Below are 23,805 nucleotides of genomic sequence, written 5' to 3'. Positions count from 1 at the left end.
CTGCCCACGCAGCTTTTTTTTTGCATAAAAAAGCAGGATTCACCTTCTAAGAGGAGAATTTCCTAGAGGGAAAGTAATGATTTTTGCATAAAGAACCTGCAGGGATTGAGAAATATAATTTTGGAGGTGATGGCATGGCTGAGTTGAATATACGGCCTGCTGAAGAACGAGACATTCCAAGGATACACCATTTAATGACCCAATACATTGTGGATTTTTATAAGAAGCCAAAACCAAATGAAGATGAACTGAGAAATTTAATTCAACACTTGCTGGCTCATCCTGACTTTGGTTTGCAGTTCGTGGCTGAAATAGAAGGGGAAATAATCGGCTTTGCAACCCTGTATTATACTTTCAGCACACTTCAGGTAAAACGGGCGGCGATTTTAAATGACTTATTTGTATCAGCCGAGGCAAGAGGCCAAAAGGCAGGAGAGCAGCTTTTTGAAAAATGTCTCTCCCATATCCGGGAAAATAATTTCGCTTATATGACATGGGAAACGTCCAAGGATAATCATGCCGCACAAAGTCTTTACAATAAAATGGGTGGAAAACAGTCAGACTGGCTGGTTTATGAAATAGAATAGATTTGCACTGTCTTCATCGGTGAGTCTGTACTCTACGAGTCGAATCTCGTGTAATTTACATGGTTAACACCTATACTATAGTGTGAAATAATCAACTGGAGGGATCCTGCATGCAAATTGAAATGTGGACAGACTTTGCTTGACCGTTCTGCTATATTGGCAAAAGGCGTCTGGATGACGCTATTAAACAGATTGATCACCCGATTGAAGTGACGTATCGATGCTTCGAGCTTGATCCGAACTCAAGTCGGGACATTGAATATAATATTTATGAAGCTTTAGCGAAGAAATATGGGATGAGCATTGCCCAGGCGAAAGCGAGCACGCAAAACATGGTGCAAATGGCCAAGGAATCGGGCCTGGATTATAATATGGACACGCTTATTTTAACCAATACTTTTGATGCTCACCGTTTGACAATGTTTGCTAAAAAGCATGGATTGATGGCAGAGATGACCGAAAGAATTCTGCGTGCCTATTTTACCGAATCAAAGCACATTGGTGACCATGAAACATTAACAGAATTGGCTGTTGAAGTGGGACTCGACCGTGATGCAGTAGAGAAAATGCTAGCTAGCGATGAAATGGCCAATGAGGTCCGCGCAGATGAAAGCATCGGCCAGCAGTATGGAATCACGGGAGTACCGTTCTTCCTGATCAATAAAAAGTACGCCATTACAGGCGCACAACCGACGGATGTCATCGTTCAGTCGTTGAAAAAAGTCATTGCTGAGAGTGAAATCACCGTTTTAAGCAGCGATGATGGAATGATCTGTGATGATGATGGCTGTGAGATTCCTAATAAAAAGAACTAGTCCTCGGACTAGTTCTTTTTATTAGGATTATATAAACTCCACGATTTCCTCGACCGGAATGCGGGTCGTTGGATGCCCTGGCTGAGCAGCCTTTCCAAGAGCCAAAAGGAGGACGGGCATATAGCGCTCATCAATGTTGAATTTTTCGAGGAATTGCTGCTTGTTGAATCCGCCCATCGGCACAGTGTCATAACCTCGCGCCTTGGCAATCAGCATAAGCTGCATTGAAATCAGTCCGGCATCGAAAGACGCGATGTTTTCCCTGATCGCAACGGGGGCAGACGGGTATAATTTATTGGTATTTTCAATCATTCTGCTCATTGTTGTTTCGTCCATATACCCAGCTTCATATGAACTGCGGTATACTTTTTCGCCATTTCGGTACATTTCCCGATCGCCCAGAACCGCAATAACAGCTGAAGAAGTTTCGACCTGCTCTTGGTTATTGGCAATCATTCTTAGTTCTTTCTTCGTTTCCTCATCCTGGATGACAAGAAACTTCCATGGCTGAAGATTGCTTGAAGAAGGTGCCAGGGCAGCCTCTTTTAATATATCTAAAATCTCTTCTTTTGAAATCTTAAAGCTAGGGTCATATTTTCTGACAGAACGTCGTTCACGTATGACACTGGACAGGCTTGTCTCAGATTTGTTCATTATGAATTCCTCCAAAGTTGTTGTTACTTTTAGTAAGCAGCTTTCAGATTACTATTAGTAAGTGGGTAAAGTCAAACAGTATGACCGGAATCGACCATTCCAATAACTGGACAGTGAAGAGGAGTGAACTTTGGAGAAATCGGGATTGAAAATAAGGGGTGCCCGTTCAACCGGGACGCCCCTTATTTTGTTTTGCTGGATAAAATTTCATACCATTCTTTCGTCTCATTTGAATTTTTGCTATTGATGAAGATCTTATCCTTTTCTGTTTCGATGAATAAATAAGGCTGTGAATCTTTGTGGATAAAAAGCAGGCTGCTTCCGTAGTCCGTTACTTTGAAATGTCCCTTTGCCAACGTGGCAAGGCCAAACCCATTTTCTTTCCATGTCACTTCGGGCATTTCCTCAAGGAGTTCTACATGGCGAATATCTGCGTAGTCCCAAACTTCACCATACATGCCTGTGATTTCAAAAGAATCACCATAGTCCTTCAATTCAAAGTCCTGATATCCTGTAAAGAAAAGTCCCACTATAAACCCAATCGTTCCAATGGCAATAAGGCTGCTGAAAATATAGCTTCGCTTTCGCTTCTCTTTTATTTCATATTTGGAAAGATAAATCAGACCGCCGAGAAGGAATACCATCATAAAACCAAACTGGACTTCCAGGGAATATTGAAAAGAAGTGAAACTTAAAGGAAGCAAAAGGGCCATTCCCGCGGCAGTAGCGAGCATCAGCTTCCCCACTCTTTGTGGATAGCCATTCTTGATTAATTGCTGCTGCTCATCCTCAGGTTTGCCATTGAAATTCGAAATCAGTCCGTACCACTTCTTCTTCACAATCGCCCAGCCAAAGAACAGGAACATAACAATCGTAAGAAGTTGGATCCCAATAAATAACATCATATCGATCACCTCTATAAGAGTCCTTACCTACTTATACGGATTGCCTGGAAACAAGTTTCACTAACGGAAAAAAATCAGGTGATTGGGAGAAAAATGTCCGTCATAGCCTCGATGACGGACAGAAAAGTCGTGATTCAAAAGAAAAGTGTCCGTCATAACTTCGATGACGGACAGAGACGGTTCCAGTTTTCCAGGATGGCATTTCATCTAGTCTACGAGCTTACCCTTTGCTCAGTTTCCGTAGTGGCGGCTCTTAAGTTGCGCGACCTCAGGAAAAAGATTGCTGTCATGACGATTGACAGTGCACCGAACATGACGCTCATCTTTTGGAGGCCGACTGCGTCAAGAAGGAATCCGGTCATGAGTAGGACGACCTGAAAGAAAACGCGGTCCATCATATTCCGGAACGAGAAGAAACGGCCATGAAAGTCTTTAGGCACTCTAGTCTGGAAGATGGTAGCTGCGGTCGGGAAGAAGCAGCCTACGGAAAATCCGAACAGCAGAAAGGCAATGATTGTCAAGACTGGCTGGTCAGCAAAATAGAGCAACAGCTGTGAGAAGCCGATCAGCATGGAACTGGAAAACAATATTTTATATGGCGAAAATTTATAACTGATTTTTTTGATCAAAAAGGCGCCGCTCATGAAGGCGAGACCTTCTGCTGTATAGATCCAGCCTTTGATGGCTGTACTTTCCTGAAGCTCACTGATATTGATGACCACCAGGTTGAAGCCTCCCAGGAAAATGAGAGGGATCAACGTCAAAATCAAGGTCATCATCACAATCGGCAGCTTGACGATGACAGGGAATACGTCTTTGAATCCTTGCTTTGGCATACCTTCTTTTACTTCAGTACCTTTTTTGTTTTCGTCAAATTGCAGGAACCAGGTCAGTCCGAATAAAACAAGGTAGGCCACCATCGACAGGAGGTACACAGCGTTCAATGGAATGGCGACAAGTAAAATTCCTGCAGCGGCTGTCCCGATTATTCGGGATAGGGTTGACACATTCATATGGACTCCATTCAGCTGCAATAAATCCTTCTCGCTGACAACAAGCGGAATAGCTGCCTGAAGTGCCGGAAAGTAGAACGCGGCAGATATTTGCAATAATACGAGGAATACAAGCATCCACCATACCGAACTGGTTTGAATGGCAATCAGCATGAACATGACACTGATGATTCGGACGAAACCTGATATGAGCATGACAGTCTTTTTGCTGTGTTGATCGGTCAATTTCCCTGCCATCGGGCCAACAGCTATCCCCGCCAATAATCCGGCTGCCAGCAGCAGCGACTTTAAAAAGTCAGAAGGAATATGTTCTTGCATAAATTCAAGATTACCAATGATTCCAAGCCATAGTCCTAAACCGGCAATAAACTCGCCAGACAATAAAATCCAGACATTCTTATTTTTCCACATTCTGTTTGTGCCTCTCGGTTTCTAAAGAATTTTGTTATCTTCAATTATCTGATATTCGTGAAACTTCGTAAAGCTAAATATTATGATTATGCAATTTTATAACGTAAAGGTAGCGAGTAAAGATACGGAGTAGGAAGATTTTTTTCTTTGCGCTCCATACCACGCAGTAAGAATTCGAATTTTACAAGGGTAAAGGGACAAACTAATCTTACCGCCAAACTAAAAAGGAGGTAAGATTTTACGATGAAAAAAGATCAGCAGCCGTTCAAGTTAAGCTATGAATCTGACGGGAAAATGGATGATAAGAAAAAAGATGAAAAGAAGAAGAACAAGAGTGCGAACTTTTTTAATATAACGCCTGACAGTGAATAATGGCAGCGGAGGAGCTCGGAAATGGCTGAAGAACGGATTGAAAGGGCTATGGAAACTGATTTGCCTGTCATCGGATCAATGTTTGCGGAGTGCAAAGAGTATCTTGAGTCGAGAGGCATTATACAATGGGATGAACAATATCCAAACCATGAATATTTTGAGAATGCGATGCAGGGTGAAGAGCTGTTCGTGTTGAAAAAAGGAGAAGGAATAATTGGCGTAATGGTCCTCGATGAGTGGCAGGCTCCTGAATGGGAGAATGCGAATTGGTCTAAAACAGAAGGAAAGCCGCTGATTCTCCACTCGTTTTGTGTCGATCCATCTGCACAGGGCGGGGGATTTGGCAGCAAGATGCTGCAGTTTGCCGAGGACTTCGCCAGGGATCATGGATATGGTGTGCTCCGGCTCGATACATACTCCGGGAATGAGGGGGCAGTCCGCTTTTATGAAAAAAGGGGCTATAAGATTACCGGAAAAGTGATGATGAATGAAAAGCCTGAGGGACATGAATTATATGTTTGCTTCGAAAAATTGTTCTGATATAAATAGAAACCCTGTCTTCGCTGCAAAAGGAAGCCAGGGTTTCTTGCTTTCATAGTTTTACATGGACCACCGTACCATCATGCAATTTTGCATCGACAAGGACTGTTCCTTTGTGATTCCCCAGTTCGCGGATGACTTCATTCATCAGCTGCTTGTTTAGTAAAGTATTGAAAAGCGCAGCGGGAATAGGTTTATGTTCAAGATCCTGGTTTGCCCATTTATGCATCTGTTTCTGGAACTTTTTAGAGGCAAGAATGGAGCTGGAAGATTTTAAGATTGTGTAAGGGACAGGGAGGAAGATGGCGATCTTATTGGGTGTTTTGATCTTTATTTTTATCATGCTTTTTACTCAATGACGACTTTAACTGTATCGCCGTTCGCCGATTGGATGTCAACAATGTTGCCATCCAGCTCATTTTCAATAGCATCGATCAGCATATTGATATCAAGATCCTTGACGTATTGCTGTGATTGAGGGATGCCTGAAGCAATGCTGTGTCCGGTTTTAAGAAGTGCTTTTACAAGTTTGATCGGCACATTGACGTTCACATTGTCATTTTCACTGGATACAACACGGATTTTTAATGTTTTATCCAAGTATTTATTTTGATTCTTAGGTATGGCAGGAGTTTCTTTTTCCTTGAGTACGGCAATCAGCTGGGCGCCTTTTTCAGAATCAATTTTTCCTTCTTGTACCATCGTTAAAATCTTCGAAATCTCTTCACTCATTGCAATTCCTCCTATTCACCTTTTAAAAGTTTGATTGCATCCTCTGGAGAAATTTCACCCTTCTCCAGCATTGCAACGATTTTCTTCTCATCCAGTTCATTTTTCTTTTGAGTGTCATATCCAAGTGCCGTGATGATATCGTTCAGCTTTCCCCGGACAGTCGGATAGGAAATTCCTAGCTCTTTTTCCACTTCTTTAATATTTCCACGGGATACAAGGAAGGTTTCGACGAACTGTAGCTGTTCTTTTGTTAAAGAAGCAAGTTTTGAAAGTTCGAATTCATTTTCAATGGTCGTATCGCAGTGATTGCATTTAAGTTTGGTAATTTTAAGGTTTTGGCTGCAAACAGGACAATTCGTTAAGACTGGATATGCCATGACTGCCTCCTTTCGGTGTGTTTAGTTATATATTATATATATAGATTAAAAATGTAAATAATTAATTTTAAATTAATTAATATATTTAATTTTGTAATTAAATATATAAAAACCTGTCCTCTTCAGGACAGGTTTTTTAGCTTAATTGCGCGGATCAACATAATCCGGGTAATCCGTAATAATGCCGTCGACCTTCATATCAATCAGGAATTGAGCTGCTTCCGGGCTTCGTACTGTCCAGGATTGGATTTCCATTCCAAGACTGTGGACTTTATCGACAAGTTCCTTGGAAACGAGTCCATAACTTGGGTTGAACAAATCAGCGTATTTGGCGAATTCCTGAAGCGCAGCATCCGTTGTGTGGAGTCTTGAATAGGTTAAGACACCAATCGGTACTTTTGGAAGCAATACATCCATCTTTTTCATGGACTCAAAGTTAAAAGATTGGATGATGATCTTGTCATTTTGCGGCTTGTCCAGATTTCTTTCCTTCAATTCCTGCGCCACTGCTTCTTCAATTCCAGGATAAAGCTCAGGTGCTTTCAATTCTATTAATATGCCAATTTTTCCGTGATAGCGTTCGAGTATTTCTTCAAAGGTAGGAATTTTTTCACCGGCAAATTGCTCGCCTTTGAAGCTCCCGGCATCAAGGCTGCGTAGTTCTTCAAGTGTCAGCTCGCCAACTTTGCCAGTGCCATCTGTTGTCCGATCTACAGTAGTGTCATGGATCACGACCAATTCGCCATCCTTGCTGCGCTGAACATCGATTTCAATGTAATCAGCCTTCATTTCCAATCCCTTATCAAATGCGGCGATTGTGTTTTCTGGTGCATAACCTGCAGCGCCGCGGTGGGCGACAGTGTCGAACTGCCTTAATTCACCTGTTGTAGGTTCGGCAGCGAGTGCCTGTTGGAATGGACTCAGCATTAGGGTTAGTGCAAAACCTGTTCCGATTAATGTTTTTTTCATTTCTCCATCTCCTCCGCATAATGTATGTAACAATGCTAGTTTAGCGGAGGAATGTTTAGAGACTATGTTGTTTCTGTATGAAGAGAGTAATGGAATTATTAATTTATTCAGTTAAATTTTCATAGTTTTATTTACATTAGGATGAGTAATTATTCCCTATATATCAATCTTCATAAATTTGCTGACGTCTTTGAATCCCAGCTTTTCGTATAAGTGAATGGCTTTCTCGTTAAATGAAAAGACATTCAGACGGACATCATTATAGCCAAGGTGCTTGAACTCTACGAGGCTTTGCTCGATCAAGGACTTGGCAACTCCGTTTTGCCTGTAGTCTTTTTTTACATAAACATCACTGATCCAGCCGATTTCCTTTTGCGTGAACCAATCCAGGCTTCGGTCCACCAGCACCCAGCCAATCAATGACTCCTGGTTTCTGGCCACAAGGAAATAAGCTCCATGTTCAAGGGAATCTTTATAAGCAGATATCATCTCTTCTTTGTGATTATCCGCCTGTATTCCAGTAGCCTCTGCTCTATTTACACCCGCCATGCTAAAAATCTCCTGTAATTCAGGTCCGGTTGCTTTGCCATATTCAATTTCCATTTGACCACCTATATTATCGGAATATTACAACTAAACCCAATTTTATGAGTTTAAAAGGTATATATCCATAGTTAACTATAGTAGAATTTTTAATACATCCAATTCCATATAAAAATCGAGAAACGAGGTCTGCTAGATGAAAGTTCTTATCTCCGGCTTTGAGCCTTTTGGAAAAATGAACATTAACCCTACTGAGGAATTGTTGCTGGAAGCTGAAAAGTTTGAAATTGAAAATGTGGAAATCTCAACGATCCTTTTGCCGGTTAATTATGACGAGTGCGCGGAAGAGTTGATTAAAAAGATGGAAGAAACCCAGCCAGATGTGGTGATTTCCTGCGGTCTGGCAGCTGGCAGGACAGCGATTACTCCAGAGCGAATCGGAATTAATGTAAAAGATACAGGTTCTGGTGATCCTTATCCTGACAATAAGGGCAGTATCCCAACAGATGAAATGATCGATGAGGAGGGACCGGACGGCTTGTTCGCCACTTTGCCCAACCGCCTGATTGAGAAGAGACTGAAAGAGTTGGACATTCCATCAGCGGTTTCAAACAGTGCCGGTACTTTCATCTGCAATAACACCTTGTATGCTGTTTTGAATCATATCCGGAAAAATAGCCTGAACATCAAGGCTGGATTCATCCATTTTCCGGCATCGACGAAAATGTCAGCGCTCAATCCCTCCCTGCCATCACTGCCGCAGGAAACAATGACTAAGGCATTGAAGGTGATTGTTGAAACATGTTCTGCAGAGTCACGACAATAAGGAAGGATGCCGGATGAAATTTGTCTGGTATTTTTTAAAGGAGAGAAAGGATGGAGTATAAAATCTCGCCGCTGGGTGATTTAGCGGTAGTTTTGTCATTCGGCAATGAAATCAATGAAAAGACGAACAGACAAATTCAGCTTTTCATTAGCAAGCTGGAAAGAGAAAAAATTAAAGGCATCGTTGAATGGGTGCCTGCCTATACGACTCTGACGATCTATTATCAACCTGAAATGATAGCCTATGAATCGCTAAAAGCCGAGCTTGATCGAGTCAGTCTGTCTCCGGGTCAAACCATGCAAGACATTCCACTTGTCTACGAGATTCCGGTCAGCTACGGCGGAGACTGGGGCCAGGACTTAGCTTATGTCGCTAAATATCATGGCCTGTCCGAGCAGGAAGTCATCAGCCTTCATGCAAATAGAGAATACCTCATCTATATGATGGGATTCATGCCGGGGTTTCCATACCTTGGAGGCTTGCCGGAAAAGCTGGCTGTGCCAAGGCTTGAGCAGCCGAGGCATAATGTGAAGTCTGGAGCTGTCGGAATAGGAGGGAGCCAGACAGGGATTTATCCTGCTGATGTTCCTTCAGGCTGGAGGATCATTGGCACCACTCCTGTGACATTATTTTCACCTGAGAAGGAGGAACCGTTCTTGTTCAATTCAGGACATTATATAAAATTTGTGCCAATCAATGAAGAGCAATTTTCACATATAAAGCAAATGGGAGAAGCATACCAGGTTACCAGGTATGAAAAGAGGTGAGGAAGGTGTTATTCGTTGATCTTAACTGTGATTTAGCTGAAAGCTACGGATTCTATAAAATTGGCAATGATAAAGAAGTGTTGAAGCATATCACTTCTGCCAACATCGCCTGCGGATATCATGGAGGCGACCATAATGTAATGGTGGAAACGGTGAAAATGGCAAAAGCGTATGGAGTGAAGATAGGCGCACATCCCGGCTTTTCAGACTTGCATGGATTCGGCAGGAGAGAAATGATGGTAAGCAATGAGGAGATTTATAATATAACGGTTTACCAGATTGGCGCTCTTGCTGCGATTGCGAAGGTTTGTGGAACAAAGGTGAATCATGTAAAGCCGCATGGCGCGCTGTACAATATGGCTGCAAAAGATGAAGGAATAGCTGAAGCCATTGCCAAAGCAGTGGCGGATGTCGATCCGTCTCTTGTCTTGTTCGGGCTTGCAGGCAGCTCGCTTGTGAAAGCGGGGATGGAAAGGGGATTGTCGGTGGCACAGGAAGTGTTTGCCGACCGAACGTATCAGCCTGATGGTTCGCTGACGCCGCGTTCTCAATCAAACGCGATGATTCACGATTCTGATTTGGCCATCAGCAGAGTAGTCCGGATGGTACGTGAAGGGAAAGTTGAGGCAGTTGATGGGACGGACATTGACATAAAGGCAGATACAGTCTGCATCCATGGAGATGAACCGCAGGCACTCGACTTTGCTGTTGCGTTAAAAGGGGCATTGAAAGCTGAAGGGGTAGAAGTAGGCAGAGGCTTTGATGCAAAATGAATGTACCTTTGATTAAAGTCCTCAAAGCTGGCTTGCAAACAACCGTACAGGATTTAGGGAGGAAAGGCTATCAGCGGTTTGGCATCAGTCCTTCGGGAGCGATGGACGCTTATGCCTTGCAAATGGCCAATATCCTTGTTGGGAACCCTCTTGGCGAATCCGGGCTGGAAGTCACCATAATCGGCCCGCGTCTCGAAGCCATGGCTGATGTATCAATCGCAATCTGCGGAGGTGCCCTGAAGCCGATGGTGAATAATGAGGAAGTGCCGATGTGGAGATGCTTTGTTTTTAAAAAAGGGGATGTATTGTCATTTGGAAATGGAGGAAACGGGGCAAGAGCGTATATTGGAGTAGCCGGTGGAATTGAGGTTCCGCTTGTGCTGGGCAGCAAGTCCACCTTCATCAATGGAGGTATAGGCGGTTTGGATGGACGGCAGCTGGAACAGGGGGATAGTTTACATGGCAATCCATTTGTCCGAAGAAATCGATTTTTACATAAAGACTTTATTCCTGAATATAAAACCCAGCTTGAAATCCGGGTGATCCTTGGCCCTCATCTTGAAAAATTCACTTCAAATGCGATCGAACAGTTTTTATCAGGAGACTACATGGTTTCGCCACAATCAAACAGAATGGGTTATCGTCTTGAAGGCCCCGAGCTTAGCCATATTGGCGGCGCAGATATCATCTCAGATGCCATTCAAGCAGGAGGAATCCAGGTGCCATCTAACGGACAGCCCATCATCCTGATGGCAGAAAGACAGACGACCGGAGGATATGCAAGGATTGCCACTGTAATATCCGTTGACCTGCCGATCCTGGCCCAGGCAAAACCAGGAACTAAACTCCGCTTTGTGAAAATCACCGTGGAAGAAGCACAAAAGCTTTACGTGAAGCAGAAAAAACTTCTCCAAGCCCTTTCCATTGTTGTATAGTAATACCCCTTTTTAAGAGACCTGACAAACAGGTCTCTTTTTATGTATAAAACCTCACCTCCGGGAAATAACTGATGAAATCAGTACTTTCCGGGAGAGAGAAGCATGTATCTTTTGTTGGTGATAGTAGTTTGGATTTTTTTCGCTTATAAATTTGTTGATTGGTCACAATGGAAAAGGCAATACTCAACCATCCTTTTTTTCATGATGGTGAACCTTCTCTATAACACGCTTTACTATAACCATACTCTTTGGGCTTTCAGGGGTATTACGGCTGACTGGCTGAGCCATTCCATCATCAATATCGCCTTCACTTTTTTTATCTGCCCGGTCGGATTGATCATCTATCTGCAGCGCTTTCCTGCTAACAGAAGAAATCAGTTGATCTATCTAGGGAGCTGGGTGACCTTCTATACCATCATTGAAGCATTATTCGCTCACAGAGGAATGTACGTATATGATAATGGCTGGAACAGCTGGCACAATATTTGGCTGAACCTGATTTTATTCGTGACTCTATGGATTCATTACCGGAAACCCGCCCTGGCCTGGATCATTTCAATCCCGCTCGCTGTCATTTTTTATATATTATTTCCTTTTCCGCTGGACAGCCTAAAATAAAGGCTATCATCACATTGATATTAAGAAAGCAGCCAAATAAAAGAGGTGGCTTAATTTGTTGATACAGAATGTATTATCAGCACCGGTGTTTCTAGTTTTGCTTTTCCTGACCTATATCGCCATGTGGAAGTATATCACAAGGCATGAGGTCAGGCGGGATCCTGACGATAAACATTAAAAGAAACACGGTGGGAAAGGCTCGACCGTGTTTTTTAATGTACATCAGGAAACTATAAAAGCATTCTGTGTATAACTACATTTTAAGTGTCTTAATCCAACTCCAGCGCTTTTTGTTACGCTTCGATCGATTTTTTTACGATTTGTTCTTGTGGCTTCTTTTTCACGACGAAGACAAAGGTATAGGCAAGCATCAATCCAACGAGGAAGATGACCGAGAACCCGTATATGAAGTGGTAGCTCGTATAGGAAGCAAGCAATCCCAGTCCGGCAGACCCGAGAGCCATTCCAAGGTCCATGGAGGAAAAATACATCGCATTTGCTGTTCCTTGTTTCTCCTTTTGTACCGCACCCACCGCAAGTGCTTGAAGAGTCGGGGCTACTGTTCCGTAAGCCAGCCCGTAAAAAACGGCGGCGACTAAAAGGGTCATGGTATTTTGAGTGATGGCCAAAAGTGTCAGCCCAATGATTCCCGAGACCACAGCAGGGTAGATGATGAATTTGTGTCCCAATCGATCATATATCCTTCCGGAGAACGGTCTGATGACGACCATCACAATTGTCAGGACAAGAAAGAACAGCGAGATCGTTGCCCCAAGACCCGCCTCTTTCCCTAATTCCCGAAGGAAGCTTACCACTCCGCCAAGCGTAATAGAGAAAAATGCTGTAAGAATTGCAGGTGTAAAGGCATGACGGTCAAAGGCATGCTCCCTGAAATGGCTTTTCTGGACTATCGCCATCTTTTTAGCTGGTTTCCGCGGACCTTTAATGAAAAGGTTCAAAAGCAAGGTAAGGAGAGTCAATCCTACGGAAAGAAGTATAAGCAGGTTAAAAGAAAAAACCTGCAGCAAAGCCAGTGCCAGCATCGGTCCAAGACTTGTCCCGACACTGGTGGCCATTCCGTAATAGCCAATTCCCTCGCCCAATCGGTGGGCAGGGATGATATTCGTTGCCATCGTCGAGAAAATCGTCGTGATGATCCCAAAACCAATGCCATGGAAAATACGGAGCAGGAGCAGCAGAGCCACTGAATCCTGACCAAAGCTTAAGGCTACAGAAATAGCAATAAAGCCAAGAGAAATAACGCTTAATTTCTTTTTGTCCATCTTCTGCATCAAGGAAGGGACAAAAGGACGGATTGCAATGGCGGAAACCATAAAGACAGTTGTCATCAAGCCTCCCTGGGCAGGATTATTTTTAATGTCCGTGATGAAAGCGGGGAAGCCGGCAGTCAAAAGCTGCAGGCATAGGAAAAATAAAAAAGCCATTATGACAATGGCCGTAAACTGTGCTGTCCATAACCTGGGTGTATTCATTAGATTGCCTTCTTTCTATTTGTTTTCCTCCAAAAGTTTTTCGATATTGGACTCGAGGGTGAGTGATACATCCCTGAATATCTCAAGGCGTTCCTCATCAATTCCATGTGTAATCTTCGTGAAAATCTCCTCAAGATAAGGAGTCACTTCCGCAGCGATTATGGCGCCCTTTGGAGTGATTTTTACCAGGAAAGATCTCCTGTCCAGAGGGTTGGCAATTCTCTCAACATTCTCTTGCTTAACCAGCAGATCCAAAATTTTTGTCAAAGTTGCCTGATCCTTATCGGAACGAAGCGATAATTCTTTTTGGGAAATCTCATCGGATTCGCTCAAAGTGCGCAGCACACTCCATTGCTCCGTCGTAATTTGATAAGGTTTTAAGTATAAGTTGATGATTCGCGTCAGCCTCTTGCTCAACCGAACCGAGGCAGAGCCAATTGCTTTATCCATAGAAAGATTCATAATTATGTCCTCCTTACTGGCCTTTAAAAATCATATCATACAGAATTAGTTTGTGTAAATATAGTTTGTATACAAATTATATTTGACCAAAAGAAAACCTGGATTCAACCAGGTGCCTTTAATCAATTACTCTTGCGACCGCATTGCCGCAGTTTTTGCACTTTCCTTCAAGCACTACTGTGTCGTTGAAGTCTTTGATTACATATTTCACAATTTGAACCGAATCTCGGCAATGTCCGCAGTAAACGTTCTGCACAAACATCTGCCTGATACCTTGAGGGATAGACAGCCACTTTTTATTGGCTGAAAAAGAGAGCGGACTGCTTGTTGGCTGAGGACCGCGAGAGACACCCTTGTCCAATTTCTGAATGACTTCATGAATCCTTTCAGGAACGGGTTTAAAGTCTTCGGTTTCCAGCCACTCAATAAGCATGTCAATTTGTGCTTTGTTGTCTCTTTTTTCAATTAAATCGAGCAGATCCATCTTTACTTTTGGATCCTGGTAGAGGATGAATTGTATATACTCGTATTTTCCGTATTCTGCAGCGAGGGTGAACTTTTTGTAAATAACTTCTGCGAGTTGGTCTTTAATAAGGTTCCAGCCTTTGTCAGTATACATAAGTAGGGAAAGCTTTTCATCGGCCGAAAGGTATCCGTTGGCCATCACCCAAGCAACTTTGTCCATGATTTCTTTTTGTTTCATGTCTGCAAATGCACCGTAAAAAGGGGTCAGGTGAAGGTCGACTGTATAAATCCTCCTGTCCTTTGAGCCTGCAAGAATCTTGCCAAGCAGCCCCTTGCCGCCGTACATAATGATTTCGTTGGCAGCGAGCAATATTGTGGTAAGTTCATCTTCACTTAATGTATTCATCGTATTACATTTGTTCATGTAAAAAACTCCAATCAGTTAGAACGTTAGTGTAATTATTGCATCATACTGCAAAATAGTCATGCAAGTATAAATGAGAAAAGTATCAGTCTAAAAAAACATTGCATTCTAAAATTTTAGAACGTAAAATAAATTTAGAACATATGGATATATTGGAAGGTGATTTCAGTGGATTATATAAAGAAAACGATGGATGTGAATCTAGAACAGCAAAAATTGATCTCGAGCCCGCTGCGGGTAAAAATCATTTATTTGCTTGCAACGCAAGCGATGACGGCAAAGCAGGTTGCAGATGAGCTGGGAAAGTCTGCAGGAAGCATCCATTACCATATCCAGCAGCTGTATAATGGCGGGATTCTCGAATTGGAGGAGACGAAGGAAAAAAGGGGGATCATCGAAAAATACTACCGGTCAAGAGCCACCCATTTCAACCTGAAGAATGAGGCCGGGAAGCCCGTTTCAGAAAAGGTTATAAGCCAGTCCACATATCTTACTTTGACAGAGGAAGACAGGAAGGAGCTGCAGAACGATATCGATTCGCTTTTTTTGAAATACGTTAAAAAATCTGCAGTGAAAAGTGATCAGGATAAAACTTCATATGAAATTAATATCTCATTAAAAAGAGAAGTGGAGGAGGAAAATTAAGTGGAAAGTGCCATTAAGAAAAACCTTGTCTTGTTCCTGGTTGGAAAGGTAACTTCCGTACTTGGGTCATCGATTTATGCATTTGCCATCGGACTGTATATCCTGGCGAAAACAGGTTCAAGCCTCAATTTTGCGCTCACGCTTGTGCTCAGCATGCTGCCGCGGATTCTGCTTGCTCCGGTTGCGGGGACATTAAGCGACCGTCTCGACCGCAAGAAAATCATCATTTTCTCGAACTTTGCAAGTGCTTTCTGGCTTGGAGTGATTCTGGTATCCTTTCTGTTTTTTACACAGGAAATCTGGATTTTGTATGTCGCAACGACCGGATTGAGCATTATCAGTACTTTTTATTCCATCGCCGTTACCTCTTCGATTTACAACATGGTCGGGCCGGATCATCTGCAAAGAGCAATGTCATTGAATCAAGCGGCCATTTCCCTCTCTGCCATCCTGGGTCCGGTGCTTGGCGGAGTATTCTTTGGTCTGATCCAAATCCATCTCTTCATGGCATTGAACATACTTACTTATCTCATCGCAGCTTTTGCAAGCATCCTCATAGAATACAATTTATTTTCTAAGAAAACACAAGGTAAAAAAACAACACGTGTATCAGAAGACTTGAGGGAAGGAGTAGCCTATATAAAGGGGCAGCCATTTCTTCTCCATCTTGTCATCCTGAGCGTCTGGCTGAACTTTTGGTTTGCGGTCTTTCCGGTCGCCATGCCGTATTTAGTTCTGACAGTCAAGAAAATGTCCTCCATTCAGCTGGGTTTCATAGAAGGAGCCTTCTCCGTCGGCATGATGGTCATGGCCATCATCCTGTCAGCGCGGAAGGAAATCAGAAGGAAGGAGCGATCCATCATAGGGGGGATGGTGTTGCTTTCAGCGACCTTGATGATGATTGGTCTTCCAGCGCTGCCTGGTTTCATGAGCCTGCCAAACGCAGCCGTCTTCGGATTCTTGATCGGTATGGTCCTGATTCTCTCTGCATCCATCATGTTCATCAACACACCTGTAAGCGTCCTTTTGCAAAAAAACACTCCTGATGAGTATCGCGGAAGGGTCATGGCCCTGCTCGAAACAGGTTCAAGCGCCATGACTCCTGCAGGATTCATCTTGTTTGGGTTTTTGCTCGAAAAATTGCCTGTGTGGCTGTTGTTAGGCGTGTGCGGATTGAGTTTGTTTGCAGTCGTATTCTATCTTTACCGCGAGAAGATGTTCCTTACATTATTGCGGGAAGAAGACCAGCCCAAAGCAGCCTCGATCTAAATCTTTTATAACTAAATGGTTGATTGATAATAGACGGAAAAATTCCGCTTAAATGGAAAAAGCCCATTATTTTCTTAAAAATAAGGGTCGTTTTTCCGGTTATTTCATCAAGAAGGGTTGGATTTTATCTAATTTCAAGCAGCTAACCGGAATATCTCCGTTTATTTCTGCTTCATAAGCGTCTTCTATAGACAATAGACGGAAATTCTCCGCTTATAAATTTTAATAGACAGAAAGAAAAGGATGAGCGGCGGCTCATCCTTTTACCATTCCTTAGGTTCGTAATTCAAGTCGCTGAAAAGCTGCCTTTTTTCTTTCTTATTCAAGTCCCGCCATTGGCCAATTGGCAGGTTCCCTAGATGGATGTTCATGATGCGGATGCGCTGCAATCTGACAACTTGATATCCAAGGGTTTCACACATGCGGCGAATTTGCCTGTTCAATCCTTGTGTAAGGATGATATTGAACTCATATTTGGAAAGCTGGACGACTTTTGCAGGCAGTGTTTTGGTCCCGAGGATCCTCACTCCTTCTGACATCGCCTTGACGAATTCTGGAGTAATGGGCTTGTCGACTGAAACAATGTACTCTTTTTCATGCTTGTTTTCGGCTCGCAGGATTTCGTTTACGATGTCTCCGTCATTCGTGAGCAGGATCAGACCTTCTGAATCCTTGTCGAGGCGTCCGATATTGAAAATCCTTAGCGGGTGATTGACAAGGTCGATGATATTGCCTTTCACATGCCTCTCCGTTGTGGAGGTGATTCCGACTGGTTTATTCAAAGCTAAATATACATAGTTTTGTGCCACCCTGATTTCTTCGCCATTTAGCTTGACGACATCGCCAGGCTCAACCTGGCTGCCGATTTTCGCCACTTTTCCGTTGATGGTCACGCGGCCTTCCTCAACGAGACGGTCAGCTCCGCGTCTCGACGTTTTTCCTGTTTCGCTGATGAATTTATTGATACGCAGGGTAATCCCATCCTTAAATATAAAGTATACATTTAAGGATATTCCACTGTAGATTTATTTTCAAGCTTTCCAGCAGTCGGCAATAAAAACGGCAAGTAAATTGTCGATTCTGGCTTAACTTATATTATAATGTTCAAAAACGCTTTAAATGTGGAGGAATTATATTGGTAGATGTCCTGACAGAAATAGATATAAAGTCCCCAGTTGATGAGGTTTCTCGATATGCATCCAATCCTGACAACGCTCCGGAATGGTATGTGAACATTGATTCTGCTGAATGGATCACTGAAAAACCTTTGAAAATTGGTTCGAAGATTGCTTTTAAAGCAAAATTCCTTGGCCGGGAACTAGCTTATATTTATGAAATTGCCGAGTATGTCCCAGGAGTGAAAATGGTGATGCAAACCTCAGAAGGCCCATTCCCGATGAAGACTACATACATCTGGAAAGCATTGGATTCGAATACAACACGGATGACTTTGAGGAATCAGGGTGAACCGTCTGGATTCTCCAAACTAATGTCGCCTTTTATGGCTTCAATGATGAGAAAGGCAAATAGGAAAGACCTGAGAAAAATAAAAGAAATAATCGAAGGATTAGGATAAGCATCAAAGAAGGAAATGGCTTCTTTGATGCTTTTTTACTGTCCCTTGCATACCTTACTAAAAAACAGAAGGTGTGTGCTGGGATGAATGAAGGACGGTTAGACAGGATTACACTGCCAAAGGATGCTGGGCCGCATGGAGATGCCAATATCGAATGGTGGTACTTTTTTGCTTTTTTGAATGGAGACAGGGGAGGCCGATATGCGGTGATGGCATCATTTTTCCGTGTAGGCGAGCTTGAGATTGGCAAAGGGCATTATATCATCCATACTTTGATCGACCTGAACAGTAAAAAACGCTCCAATTTTTCAAGTTTCGATACAAGGGTTAAGCTTGCGATGCTCGCCATATATTTGCCTTTCTACCTTTTGCGCCACCCAACAGATAGAAGAATCTGGAGACTCTATAAACAATTGCTTAAGGGGAAGATACCTGCACCTCACAAAATGTTGAAAACTGCGAAAATCAATCAGAATCCCATTAAGTTAACTTATGGGAGCCACAGGCTGAACTTCATAGGGGAAAAGGCGGTTGGTTTTGATGTAATTTTAAAGGAGAAAAATTCAGAGATTGAACTTGAATTCACACCAATGAAACCTGCTGCACTGATAGGCGGCGATGGAAAGCCGGACGATTTGTACTATTACTCTACTACGAGGAATTCTATGAGCGGGATGGTAAGGACTGATTCGAAAACGGAAAATGTAAGCGGCACTGGTTGGTTCGACCATCAATGGGGACGTGATTACTCATTAGTAAAAGGATCAGGCTGGGACTGGTTTGGGCTTCAGCTAAGCGATGGCCGTGAGCTGCTGCTTAATCAAATGTCCTCCGGAAAGCCGATGGCAAACCTTATTGAAGAGGACGGCAGTATCAAGTTTACGAGAAATATAACTTTTCAAAAAATAAAGTACTGGAAAAGCCTGAAAACAAATGCCAGGTATCCAGTAGAATGGGAGATTCGCATTCCCGAACTTGGAATCGAGCTTCATGTTGAAGCGGAATTCCCAAACCAGGAAATGTTGATCATTGGCCCCATACAGGCCATTTGGGAAGGGGTATGTAAGTAACTGGCAGTGAAAAGCTGGAAAATGGAAAGAGCAGGTCACTAAAAGGAAGAGGTTTTATGGAGCTTGTGGGGTATGCGAACTGAAATGGGGAACCTTGCTGCGGTTAGCAAGGTTTTTTTCGATTAAGAAAAGTTTTATAGAGAGAATAGCAATGGAATCCTTCAATAAAGGATTAAACACCCCGAAAATGGTCTAAATAAGTAAGGAAAGAGTTGGTAACTTAAGGGGCTGTTATATTTGTTGAAAAAGATTGCTTTACGAATAAGGCAAAGCATGTGGCTGAAGCCAGTTATATATAGTGTACTTGCATTCCTGCTGGCATTGGCCGTGATATATATCGATCATAACGAACTCGCCCAGGGAATAGTGCCTTCGTTCCTGCTGACAAATGTAGATTTGGCACAGACGATTCTAGGTTCAATTTCCGGTGCTCTGCTGACGATGACGACGATTACTTTTTCAACGATCATGGTCGTCCTGACTACATATTCATCTCAATTTTCTCCGAGGACTTTGAGTAACTTCGTCGAGGATCCTGTTACATTGCGTGTGCTCGGAATCTTCATGGGAGGCTTTGTCTACTCGATCCTGTCGCTGCTGTTCATGAGCGAAACGTGGTATGAGAGCGAGGTCATTTCGGCTACGGTTGGAGTTGTCATTGCGTTCATCTGTCTCGCCTTCTTCGCCTATTTTATCCATAATGTCGCCACCTCCGTCCAGGTCAGCACATTGATCAGGGAGATCACGGAAGGTGCTCTGAAGGTGATTAAAAGTCAGGAGGATACATTGGAAAGTGAATACACGAATGTGATTGATGACAGGAAGGATGCTGGTTTCACCTATGAATTTGTGCGGGATGTAAAATGCAGGGGGTTCGGTTATGTCCAGCTGACTGATTATCAGGGACTATTGGAATATGCATCTGAAAACGAAATTGGGGTTGAAGCCAACTTCCTGAATGGTGATTTCATGACAGAAAACAGTATTGCTTTCAGGGTCCATCATAGTGGCGAGTTCGATGAGGATATTGATGCTGCCTTGAATCATTATTTAAGACTCGGAAAAGAACGGTCATCAATCCAGGATCCTGAATTTGCACTCCAGAAGATTGTGGAAGTTGCCTTGAGGGCCATCTCACCGGGAATTAATGATCCGAATACGGCCAGAGTCTGTATCTCCTATTTAGGCATGGCTCTGTCCCACTTATGCCGAGTCCGTTCAAACGGACGGTATATAGCTTATTATGATGAAGATATGCAGCCAAGGATTATCGGGAAGCAAAAACGCACGATGGATATCTTATATTTATCTTTTTATCAGATTGTTCATTATGGAAGCCAGGACTTTTCCATTCTGACTGCTTTGATCGACGCGTACCTGCTGATCGGAAAAACGGAGGATGAATCCTTGAAGAAGAGCGTATGGGAGCTGTATATCTACAGCATGGAAAAATTCGATTCTAACGAATTGAAGGAGATCGACCAAATCTATTTGAATGAAAAAAAGAGAGAACTGTCAACGGTTCTGGGCATCGCCCTTTAGTGTCCATTGGTGTTTTAATACAGAAAGTGACAAAAAACCTCAATTTTGTGGGTCATATGGAATAATCTCATTGTGCCGGACCAGTGTTCTTTGTTATTTTAGTAGAAGAACTGCACCAATATATTACAATAGACATTCGTGCGGCGTGGCACAGGAGGATAAATTTTAATGGGCAATAAAGGGAAGATTACACGATTCACCGGTTTATCGATAATTATTTTTCTTCTGTTAGCAGAGCTGATGGATTGGCTGACATCGTTTTATTTTACCATAAGTGAAAAAGAGGGCTTTTTGATTGATTTGGCTGTATCCTTCATTTACATCGCAGTGGTCTTCTTCGTAATTAAGGGACTAAAAAATGCAGCAGAGGATTTGAATGGGCATAAAAAAAGACTTAAAAGCATTTTTGATACCCTGGATGTCGCAATCTGGTCACATGACCTGAAAACAGATACATTACTAATTACCTCTGGTATCGAAAAATTATACGGTCATTCGTCTGAAGAATTTTACCAAGACAACACTCTCTGGAAAAAAGTCATTCATCCTGATGACCTGCACATATTAACCGAAAGGGAAGCAGGGTTATCAAGAGGGGAAGCAGTCACCAGTATATACCGAATCATCCGGCCTGATGGAGAGGTGCGCTGGATTCAGGATAGAGGCATCCCTGTCATAGATGATAATGGAAACTTCATTGATTTTACTAGTGTGCTTTTCGATATCACCAACCGGCAGGAAAGCGAAGGCCGATATCGCAGCCTTGTGGAAATGTCTCCCGATTTAATTGCGGTGTACAGCAGAGGAAAGCTGGATTATATCAATGAAGCCGGATGCAAGCTTTTTAAGGCGGAAAGCCCGGGAGATTTGATCGGTCAGCCCATCTCCAGGCTGATTCCGCCTGATGTACTGGCTCATATAAAAAATCGTGAACTGGCAATAGGTGAGGATTTTGAGGAAAAATTATGGTTTGAATTTAAGGCAGTTCAGTTAGATGGGACTGAAATTGTGGTTGAGATGTCGGCAATGCCGATTTTATATGAAGGAAGAATGGCTGAACAAATTGTCGGCCGGGATTTGACTCAGCGCAAAAAAGCGGAAAGAACAATCAAATATATGGCCTATTATGACGTGCTTACCGGCCTGCCGAATCGGAATATGGTCCGGAAGCACCTGAAAGATTCGCTATCTAAAGGGAATGAAAGGCTCGCAATTCTGTTCCTTGACCTCGATCGTTTCAAAATTATCAATGACACAAAGGGCCACCGTTTTGGTGACTTACTGTTAAAAGTCGTCGCCAGCAGACTGAAAAATGCAGTCAAAGAGCAGGGGCTGGTTTCGCGCCAGGGCGGTGATGAATTCATCATTGTCCTTAAAGGCCTTGGGAAAGATCAAGTCAGCGAAATTGCTGATAGGATTCTTGAAGAATTCGGTACGGGGATTACAATCGAAGGCCAGGAGTTCTTTGTGACTCCAAGTATTGGCATCAGCATGGCACCAGAAGACGGCCAAGATGAGGAAACACTGATCAAGCATGCGGATACGGCAATGTATCTCGCGAAGGATCGCGGAAAAAATAATTACCAGTTTTACACCAACCAGCTGGATGGTCTTTCCTCACGCAAAATGGAGCTGGAGAACGGTCTGAGGAAAGCGTTGGAACAAAATCAGCTCACGCTTCATTATCAACCACAGATTAATCTGGAAACTGGTGAAATTATTGGTGTGGAAGCACTTGTGCGCTGGATCCATCCGGAGAATGGCCTCATTTCACCGGCTGAGTTCATTCCCCTTGCTGAGGAAACGGGATTGATTGTCCCGCTTGGGAAATGGGTGCTGGAAAAAGCGGCTGCCCAAAACAAAGCTTGGCAGGAGCAAGGCTACAGACCCATCCCGATGTCAGTGAACATTTCTGTACGCCAGCTCCAGGAGGATCATTTCATTGATAGTGTAAAACAAGTACTGGCCGATACGCAGCTGGCTCCAAAGTTTCTTGATTTTGAGATCACAGAAAGCGTCATGCAGAACAGTGAGAAGACAGCGTTGATACTTGATCAACTGAAGGAGCTGGGCATTACACTTGCAATTGATGATTTTGGTACCGGGTATTCATCGTTAAGCTTACTAAAGCATTTTCCGATTGATAAAATCAAAATCGACAAATCTTTTGTCGATGACATCATTCACCATTCCAACCATGGAGCGATGGTCAAGACCATCATCGACATGGGGCATAATCTGCAATTCGAGGTTATTGCTGAAGGCGTCGAGGAAAAAGAGCAGGTTGCATTTTTGCTCAAAAATGGCTGCATGGTCGGACAAGGCTATCATTTCAGCAAGCCGCTTCCGGTGGAGCAAATGGAAGAATTGCTTTTTAACAATGTGAAACATGAAGGCATTCTGCAATAGCGGAATGTCTTTTTTTATTTTCCCGCCGTATAGCGAAGCCTGAATGAGAGACGCTAAGGCTAAAAAGGAGTGGTGGAAATGAATAGGTTAATCATGTTGGCAACACTGGTTTTTGCTCTCTTTTTAGCTGGTGCAGTACAGGCGCAAGGAAATGCTGACTGTGAAAAATTAGAGAAAATGTTCAAAACAAGTGTGGAGACCAAAAATGGTGTCTGCAAAGTAGAAATACACCGTCAAAGCATCAAGCCGACGAATATGGGAAAAAAACTCTCCCCCGAAATGATGGAACTGGCCTTCCATTTCAGCTTTGAGCAGAAGGATGGACAGACTGCTGTCATAGGCGAACTTGCCCTTCTGCAAAAAGAGGTGAACCCAGTTTTGGACGAATTGCGTAAAGGAGAACTCGAAGTAACCGCCCTGCACAACCATATGATGTTTGAAGAGCCAAGAATCATGTATGTCCATTTCCAGGGACTCGGCAATTTGGAACAGCAGGCAAAAGCGATTAAGGCAGCGATCGATAAGACGAGTAAATAAATTACGCCTCTTTTCAGCGGGAAACGAAATCAGCAGGAACAGCGGAATATTTTCGCTGTTTTTTTTCGATTGG

The 23,805-nt window shown here is 43.1% G+C and carries 28 protein-coding genes; 16 read left to right on the top strand and 12 right to left on the bottom strand.

Translation table 11 applies throughout. From position 1 onward, the window contains the following. The first annotated feature begins 134 nt into the window (after positions 1-134). Positions 135-587: an N-acetyltransferase family protein gene (locus AB5I83_RS11685; RefSeq protein ID WP_448975528.1), complete on the top strand. Its 453-nt coding sequence runs from the start codon at positions 135-137 to the stop codon at positions 585-587. A 155-nt stretch (positions 588-742) separates the two neighbouring features. Further along, positions 743-1,402, top strand: a complete 660-nt coding sequence (locus AB5I83_RS11680; protein ID WP_448975979.1) for a DsbA family oxidoreductase — start codon at positions 743-745, stop codon at positions 1,400-1,402. A 27-nt stretch (positions 1,403-1,429) separates the two neighbouring features. Here the strand turns inward: AB5I83_RS11680 and AB5I83_RS11675 are convergent, their stop codons facing one another. The 3 genes from AB5I83_RS11675 to AB5I83_RS11665 all read right to left on the bottom strand — a co-directional run bounded on the left by AB5I83_RS11675 (position 1,430) and on the right by AB5I83_RS11665 (position 4,385). After that, entirely contained in the window at positions 1,430-2,056 is a 627-nt protein-coding gene (locus AB5I83_RS11675; protein WP_448975526.1) for a nitroreductase family protein, read from the bottom strand. Positions 2,057-2,238: 182 nt separating this feature from the next. Next, positions 2,239-2,961, bottom strand: a complete 723-nt coding sequence (locus AB5I83_RS11670; RefSeq protein WP_448975524.1) for a DUF3784 domain-containing protein — start codon at positions 2,959-2,961, stop codon at positions 2,239-2,241. Between the two features lie 212 nt (positions 2,962-3,173). After that, entirely contained in the window at positions 3,174-4,385 is a 1,212-nt protein-coding gene (locus AB5I83_RS11665) for an MFS transporter (RefSeq protein ID WP_448975522.1), read from the bottom strand. A 243-nt stretch (positions 4,386-4,628) separates the two neighbouring features. Between AB5I83_RS11665 and AB5I83_RS11660 the strand changes: the two genes are divergently transcribed. Both AB5I83_RS11660 and AB5I83_RS11655 read left to right on the top strand, forming a co-directional pair. After that, positions 4,629-4,757 carry a hypothetical protein gene (locus tag AB5I83_RS11660; RefSeq protein WP_264163885.1) on the top strand — a complete coding sequence of 43 codons (129 nt, stop codon included), beginning with the start codon at positions 4,629-4,631 and terminating at the stop codon, positions 4,755-4,757. Positions 4,758-4,778: 21 nt separating this feature from the next. Then, a complete protein-coding gene (locus AB5I83_RS11655; protein WP_448975520.1) occupies positions 4,779-5,297 on the top strand; it encodes a GNAT family N-acetyltransferase in 519 nt (172 codons plus the stop codon). A 52-nt stretch (positions 5,298-5,349) separates the two neighbouring features. Here the strand turns inward: AB5I83_RS11655 and AB5I83_RS11650 are convergent, their stop codons facing one another. From AB5I83_RS11650 to AB5I83_RS11630, 5 genes are all read right to left on the bottom strand, one after another. Further along, positions 5,350-5,640: a hypothetical protein gene (locus AB5I83_RS11650; RefSeq protein WP_448975518.1), complete on the bottom strand. Its 291-nt coding sequence runs from the start codon at positions 5,638-5,640 to the stop codon at positions 5,350-5,352. Positions 5,641-5,645: 5 nt separating this feature from the next. Beyond that, positions 5,646-6,029, bottom strand: coding sequence for an SHOCT-like domain-containing protein (locus AB5I83_RS11645; protein WP_167833314.1), 384 nt, complete (start codon positions 6,027-6,029; stop codon positions 5,646-5,648). Positions 6,030-6,040: 11 nt separating this feature from the next. Next, the gene (locus tag AB5I83_RS11640; protein WP_226645323.1) at positions 6,041-6,406 is read right to left on the bottom strand and encodes a DUF2089 domain-containing protein; all 366 of its coding nucleotides are present in this window, start codon (positions 6,404-6,406) and stop codon (positions 6,041-6,043) included. 141 nt (positions 6,407-6,547) lie between these two features. Then, a complete protein-coding gene (locus tag AB5I83_RS11635) occupies positions 6,548-7,375 on the bottom strand; it encodes a glycerophosphodiester phosphodiesterase (RefSeq protein ID WP_448975516.1) in 828 nt (275 codons plus the stop codon). 156 nt (positions 7,376-7,531) lie between these two features. Beyond that, positions 7,532-7,978 carry a GNAT family N-acetyltransferase gene (locus AB5I83_RS11630; protein WP_448975514.1) on the bottom strand — a complete coding sequence of 149 codons (447 nt, stop codon included), beginning with the start codon at positions 7,976-7,978 and terminating at the stop codon, positions 7,532-7,534. A gap of 136 nt (positions 7,979-8,114) precedes the next feature. On the opposite strand from AB5I83_RS11630, the gene AB5I83_RS11625 reads away from it, so the two are divergent. The 5 genes from AB5I83_RS11625 to AB5I83_RS11605 all read left to right on the top strand — a co-directional run bounded on the left by AB5I83_RS11625 (position 8,115) and on the right by AB5I83_RS11605 (position 11,840). Then, a complete protein-coding gene (locus tag AB5I83_RS11625; protein ID WP_448975512.1) occupies positions 8,115-8,744 on the top strand; it encodes a pyroglutamyl-peptidase I in 630 nt (209 codons plus the stop codon). A 50-nt stretch (positions 8,745-8,794) separates the two neighbouring features. Beyond that, positions 8,795-9,511 carry a 5-oxoprolinase subunit PxpB gene (pxpB, locus tag AB5I83_RS11620; RefSeq protein ID WP_448975510.1) on the top strand — a complete coding sequence of 239 codons (717 nt, stop codon included), beginning with the start codon at positions 8,795-8,797 and terminating at the stop codon, positions 9,509-9,511. Between the two features lie 5 nt (positions 9,512-9,516). Continuing rightward, complete coding sequence (locus AB5I83_RS11615) at positions 9,517-10,284, top strand: LamB/YcsF family protein (protein WP_448975508.1); 768 nt, start codon at positions 9,517-9,519, stop codon at positions 10,282-10,284. Next, the gene (locus AB5I83_RS11610; RefSeq protein ID WP_448975506.1) at positions 10,281-11,219 is read left to right on the top strand and encodes a 5-oxoprolinase subunit C family protein; all 939 of its coding nucleotides are present in this window, start codon (positions 10,281-10,283) and stop codon (positions 11,217-11,219) included. The genes AB5I83_RS11615 and AB5I83_RS11610 overlap by 4 nt, the downstream gene beginning before the upstream one ends. Positions 11,220-11,324: 105 nt before the next feature. Beyond that, the gene (locus AB5I83_RS11605) at positions 11,325-11,840 is read left to right on the top strand and encodes a CBO0543 family protein (RefSeq protein WP_448975505.1); all 516 of its coding nucleotides are present in this window, start codon (positions 11,325-11,327) and stop codon (positions 11,838-11,840) included. A 293-nt stretch (positions 11,841-12,133) separates the two neighbouring features. Here AB5I83_RS11605 and AB5I83_RS11600 read toward each other — a convergent pair whose 3' ends face one another. The 3 genes from AB5I83_RS11600 to AB5I83_RS11590 form a co-directional block, all read right to left on the bottom strand. Then, positions 12,134-13,333 (bottom strand): MFS transporter, encoded by a 1,200-nt coding sequence (locus AB5I83_RS11600; RefSeq protein WP_448975503.1) that lies wholly within the window; start codon positions 13,331-13,333, stop codon positions 12,134-12,136. A gap of 15 nt (positions 13,334-13,348) precedes the next feature. Then, positions 13,349-13,795: a MarR family winged helix-turn-helix transcriptional regulator gene (locus AB5I83_RS11595; RefSeq protein ID WP_448975501.1), complete on the bottom strand. Its 447-nt coding sequence runs from the start codon at positions 13,793-13,795 to the stop codon at positions 13,349-13,351. Between the two features lie 118 nt (positions 13,796-13,913). Next, positions 13,914-14,684: an RQC-minor-1 family DNA-binding protein gene (locus tag AB5I83_RS11590; protein ID WP_448975499.1), complete on the bottom strand. Its 771-nt coding sequence runs from the start codon at positions 14,682-14,684 to the stop codon at positions 13,914-13,916. Positions 14,685-14,852: 168 nt separating this feature from the next. Between AB5I83_RS11590 and AB5I83_RS11585 the strand changes: the two genes are divergently transcribed. Both AB5I83_RS11585 and AB5I83_RS11580 read left to right on the top strand, forming a co-directional pair. Next, the gene (locus AB5I83_RS11585; protein WP_448975497.1) at positions 14,853-15,329 is read left to right on the top strand and encodes an ArsR/SmtB family transcription factor; all 477 of its coding nucleotides are present in this window, start codon (positions 14,853-14,855) and stop codon (positions 15,327-15,329) included. After that, positions 15,330-16,598 carry an MFS transporter gene (locus AB5I83_RS11580; RefSeq protein ID WP_448975496.1) on the top strand — a complete coding sequence of 423 codons (1,269 nt, stop codon included), beginning with the start codon at positions 15,330-15,332 and terminating at the stop codon, positions 16,596-16,598. 263 nt (positions 16,599-16,861) lie between these two features. Here the strand turns inward: AB5I83_RS11580 and rluF are convergent, their stop codons facing one another. Beyond that, on the bottom strand, positions 16,862-17,569 hold the full coding sequence (rluF, locus tag AB5I83_RS11575) for a 23S rRNA pseudouridine(2604) synthase RluF (protein ID WP_448975978.1): 708 nt from the start codon (positions 17,567-17,569) through the stop codon (positions 16,862-16,864). A gap of 164 nt (positions 17,570-17,733) precedes the next feature. On the opposite strand from rluF, the gene AB5I83_RS11570 reads away from it, so the two are divergent. The 5 genes from AB5I83_RS11570 to AB5I83_RS11550 all read left to right on the top strand — a co-directional run bounded on the left by AB5I83_RS11570 (position 17,734) and on the right by AB5I83_RS11550 (position 23,732). Beyond that, complete coding sequence (locus AB5I83_RS11570; RefSeq protein ID WP_448975494.1) at positions 17,734-18,174, top strand: SRPBCC family protein; 441 nt, start codon at positions 17,734-17,736, stop codon at positions 18,172-18,174. 83 nt (positions 18,175-18,257) lie between these two features. Further along, positions 18,258-19,244, top strand: coding sequence for a lipocalin family protein (locus AB5I83_RS11565; RefSeq protein WP_448975493.1), 987 nt, complete (start codon positions 18,258-18,260; stop codon positions 19,242-19,244). Positions 19,245-19,481: 237 nt separating this feature from the next. Continuing rightward, the gene (locus tag AB5I83_RS11560; protein WP_448975491.1) at positions 19,482-20,786 is read left to right on the top strand and encodes a DUF2254 domain-containing protein; all 1,305 of its coding nucleotides are present in this window, start codon (positions 19,482-19,484) and stop codon (positions 20,784-20,786) included. A 168-nt stretch (positions 20,787-20,954) separates the two neighbouring features. Then, positions 20,955-23,195 carry an EAL domain-containing protein gene (locus tag AB5I83_RS11555; RefSeq protein WP_448975489.1) on the top strand — a complete coding sequence of 747 codons (2,241 nt, stop codon included), beginning with the start codon at positions 20,955-20,957 and terminating at the stop codon, positions 23,193-23,195. 78 nt (positions 23,196-23,273) lie between these two features. Further along, positions 23,274-23,732, top strand: coding sequence for a DUF1259 domain-containing protein (locus AB5I83_RS11550; RefSeq protein WP_448975487.1), 459 nt, complete (start codon positions 23,274-23,276; stop codon positions 23,730-23,732). The last annotated feature ends 73 nt before the right edge of the window (positions 23,733-23,805 follow it).

It is taken from the genome of Mesobacillus sp. LC4 (genome assembly GCF_053543455.1).
This window is presented reverse-complemented; position numbering and strand designations above follow the sequence as displayed.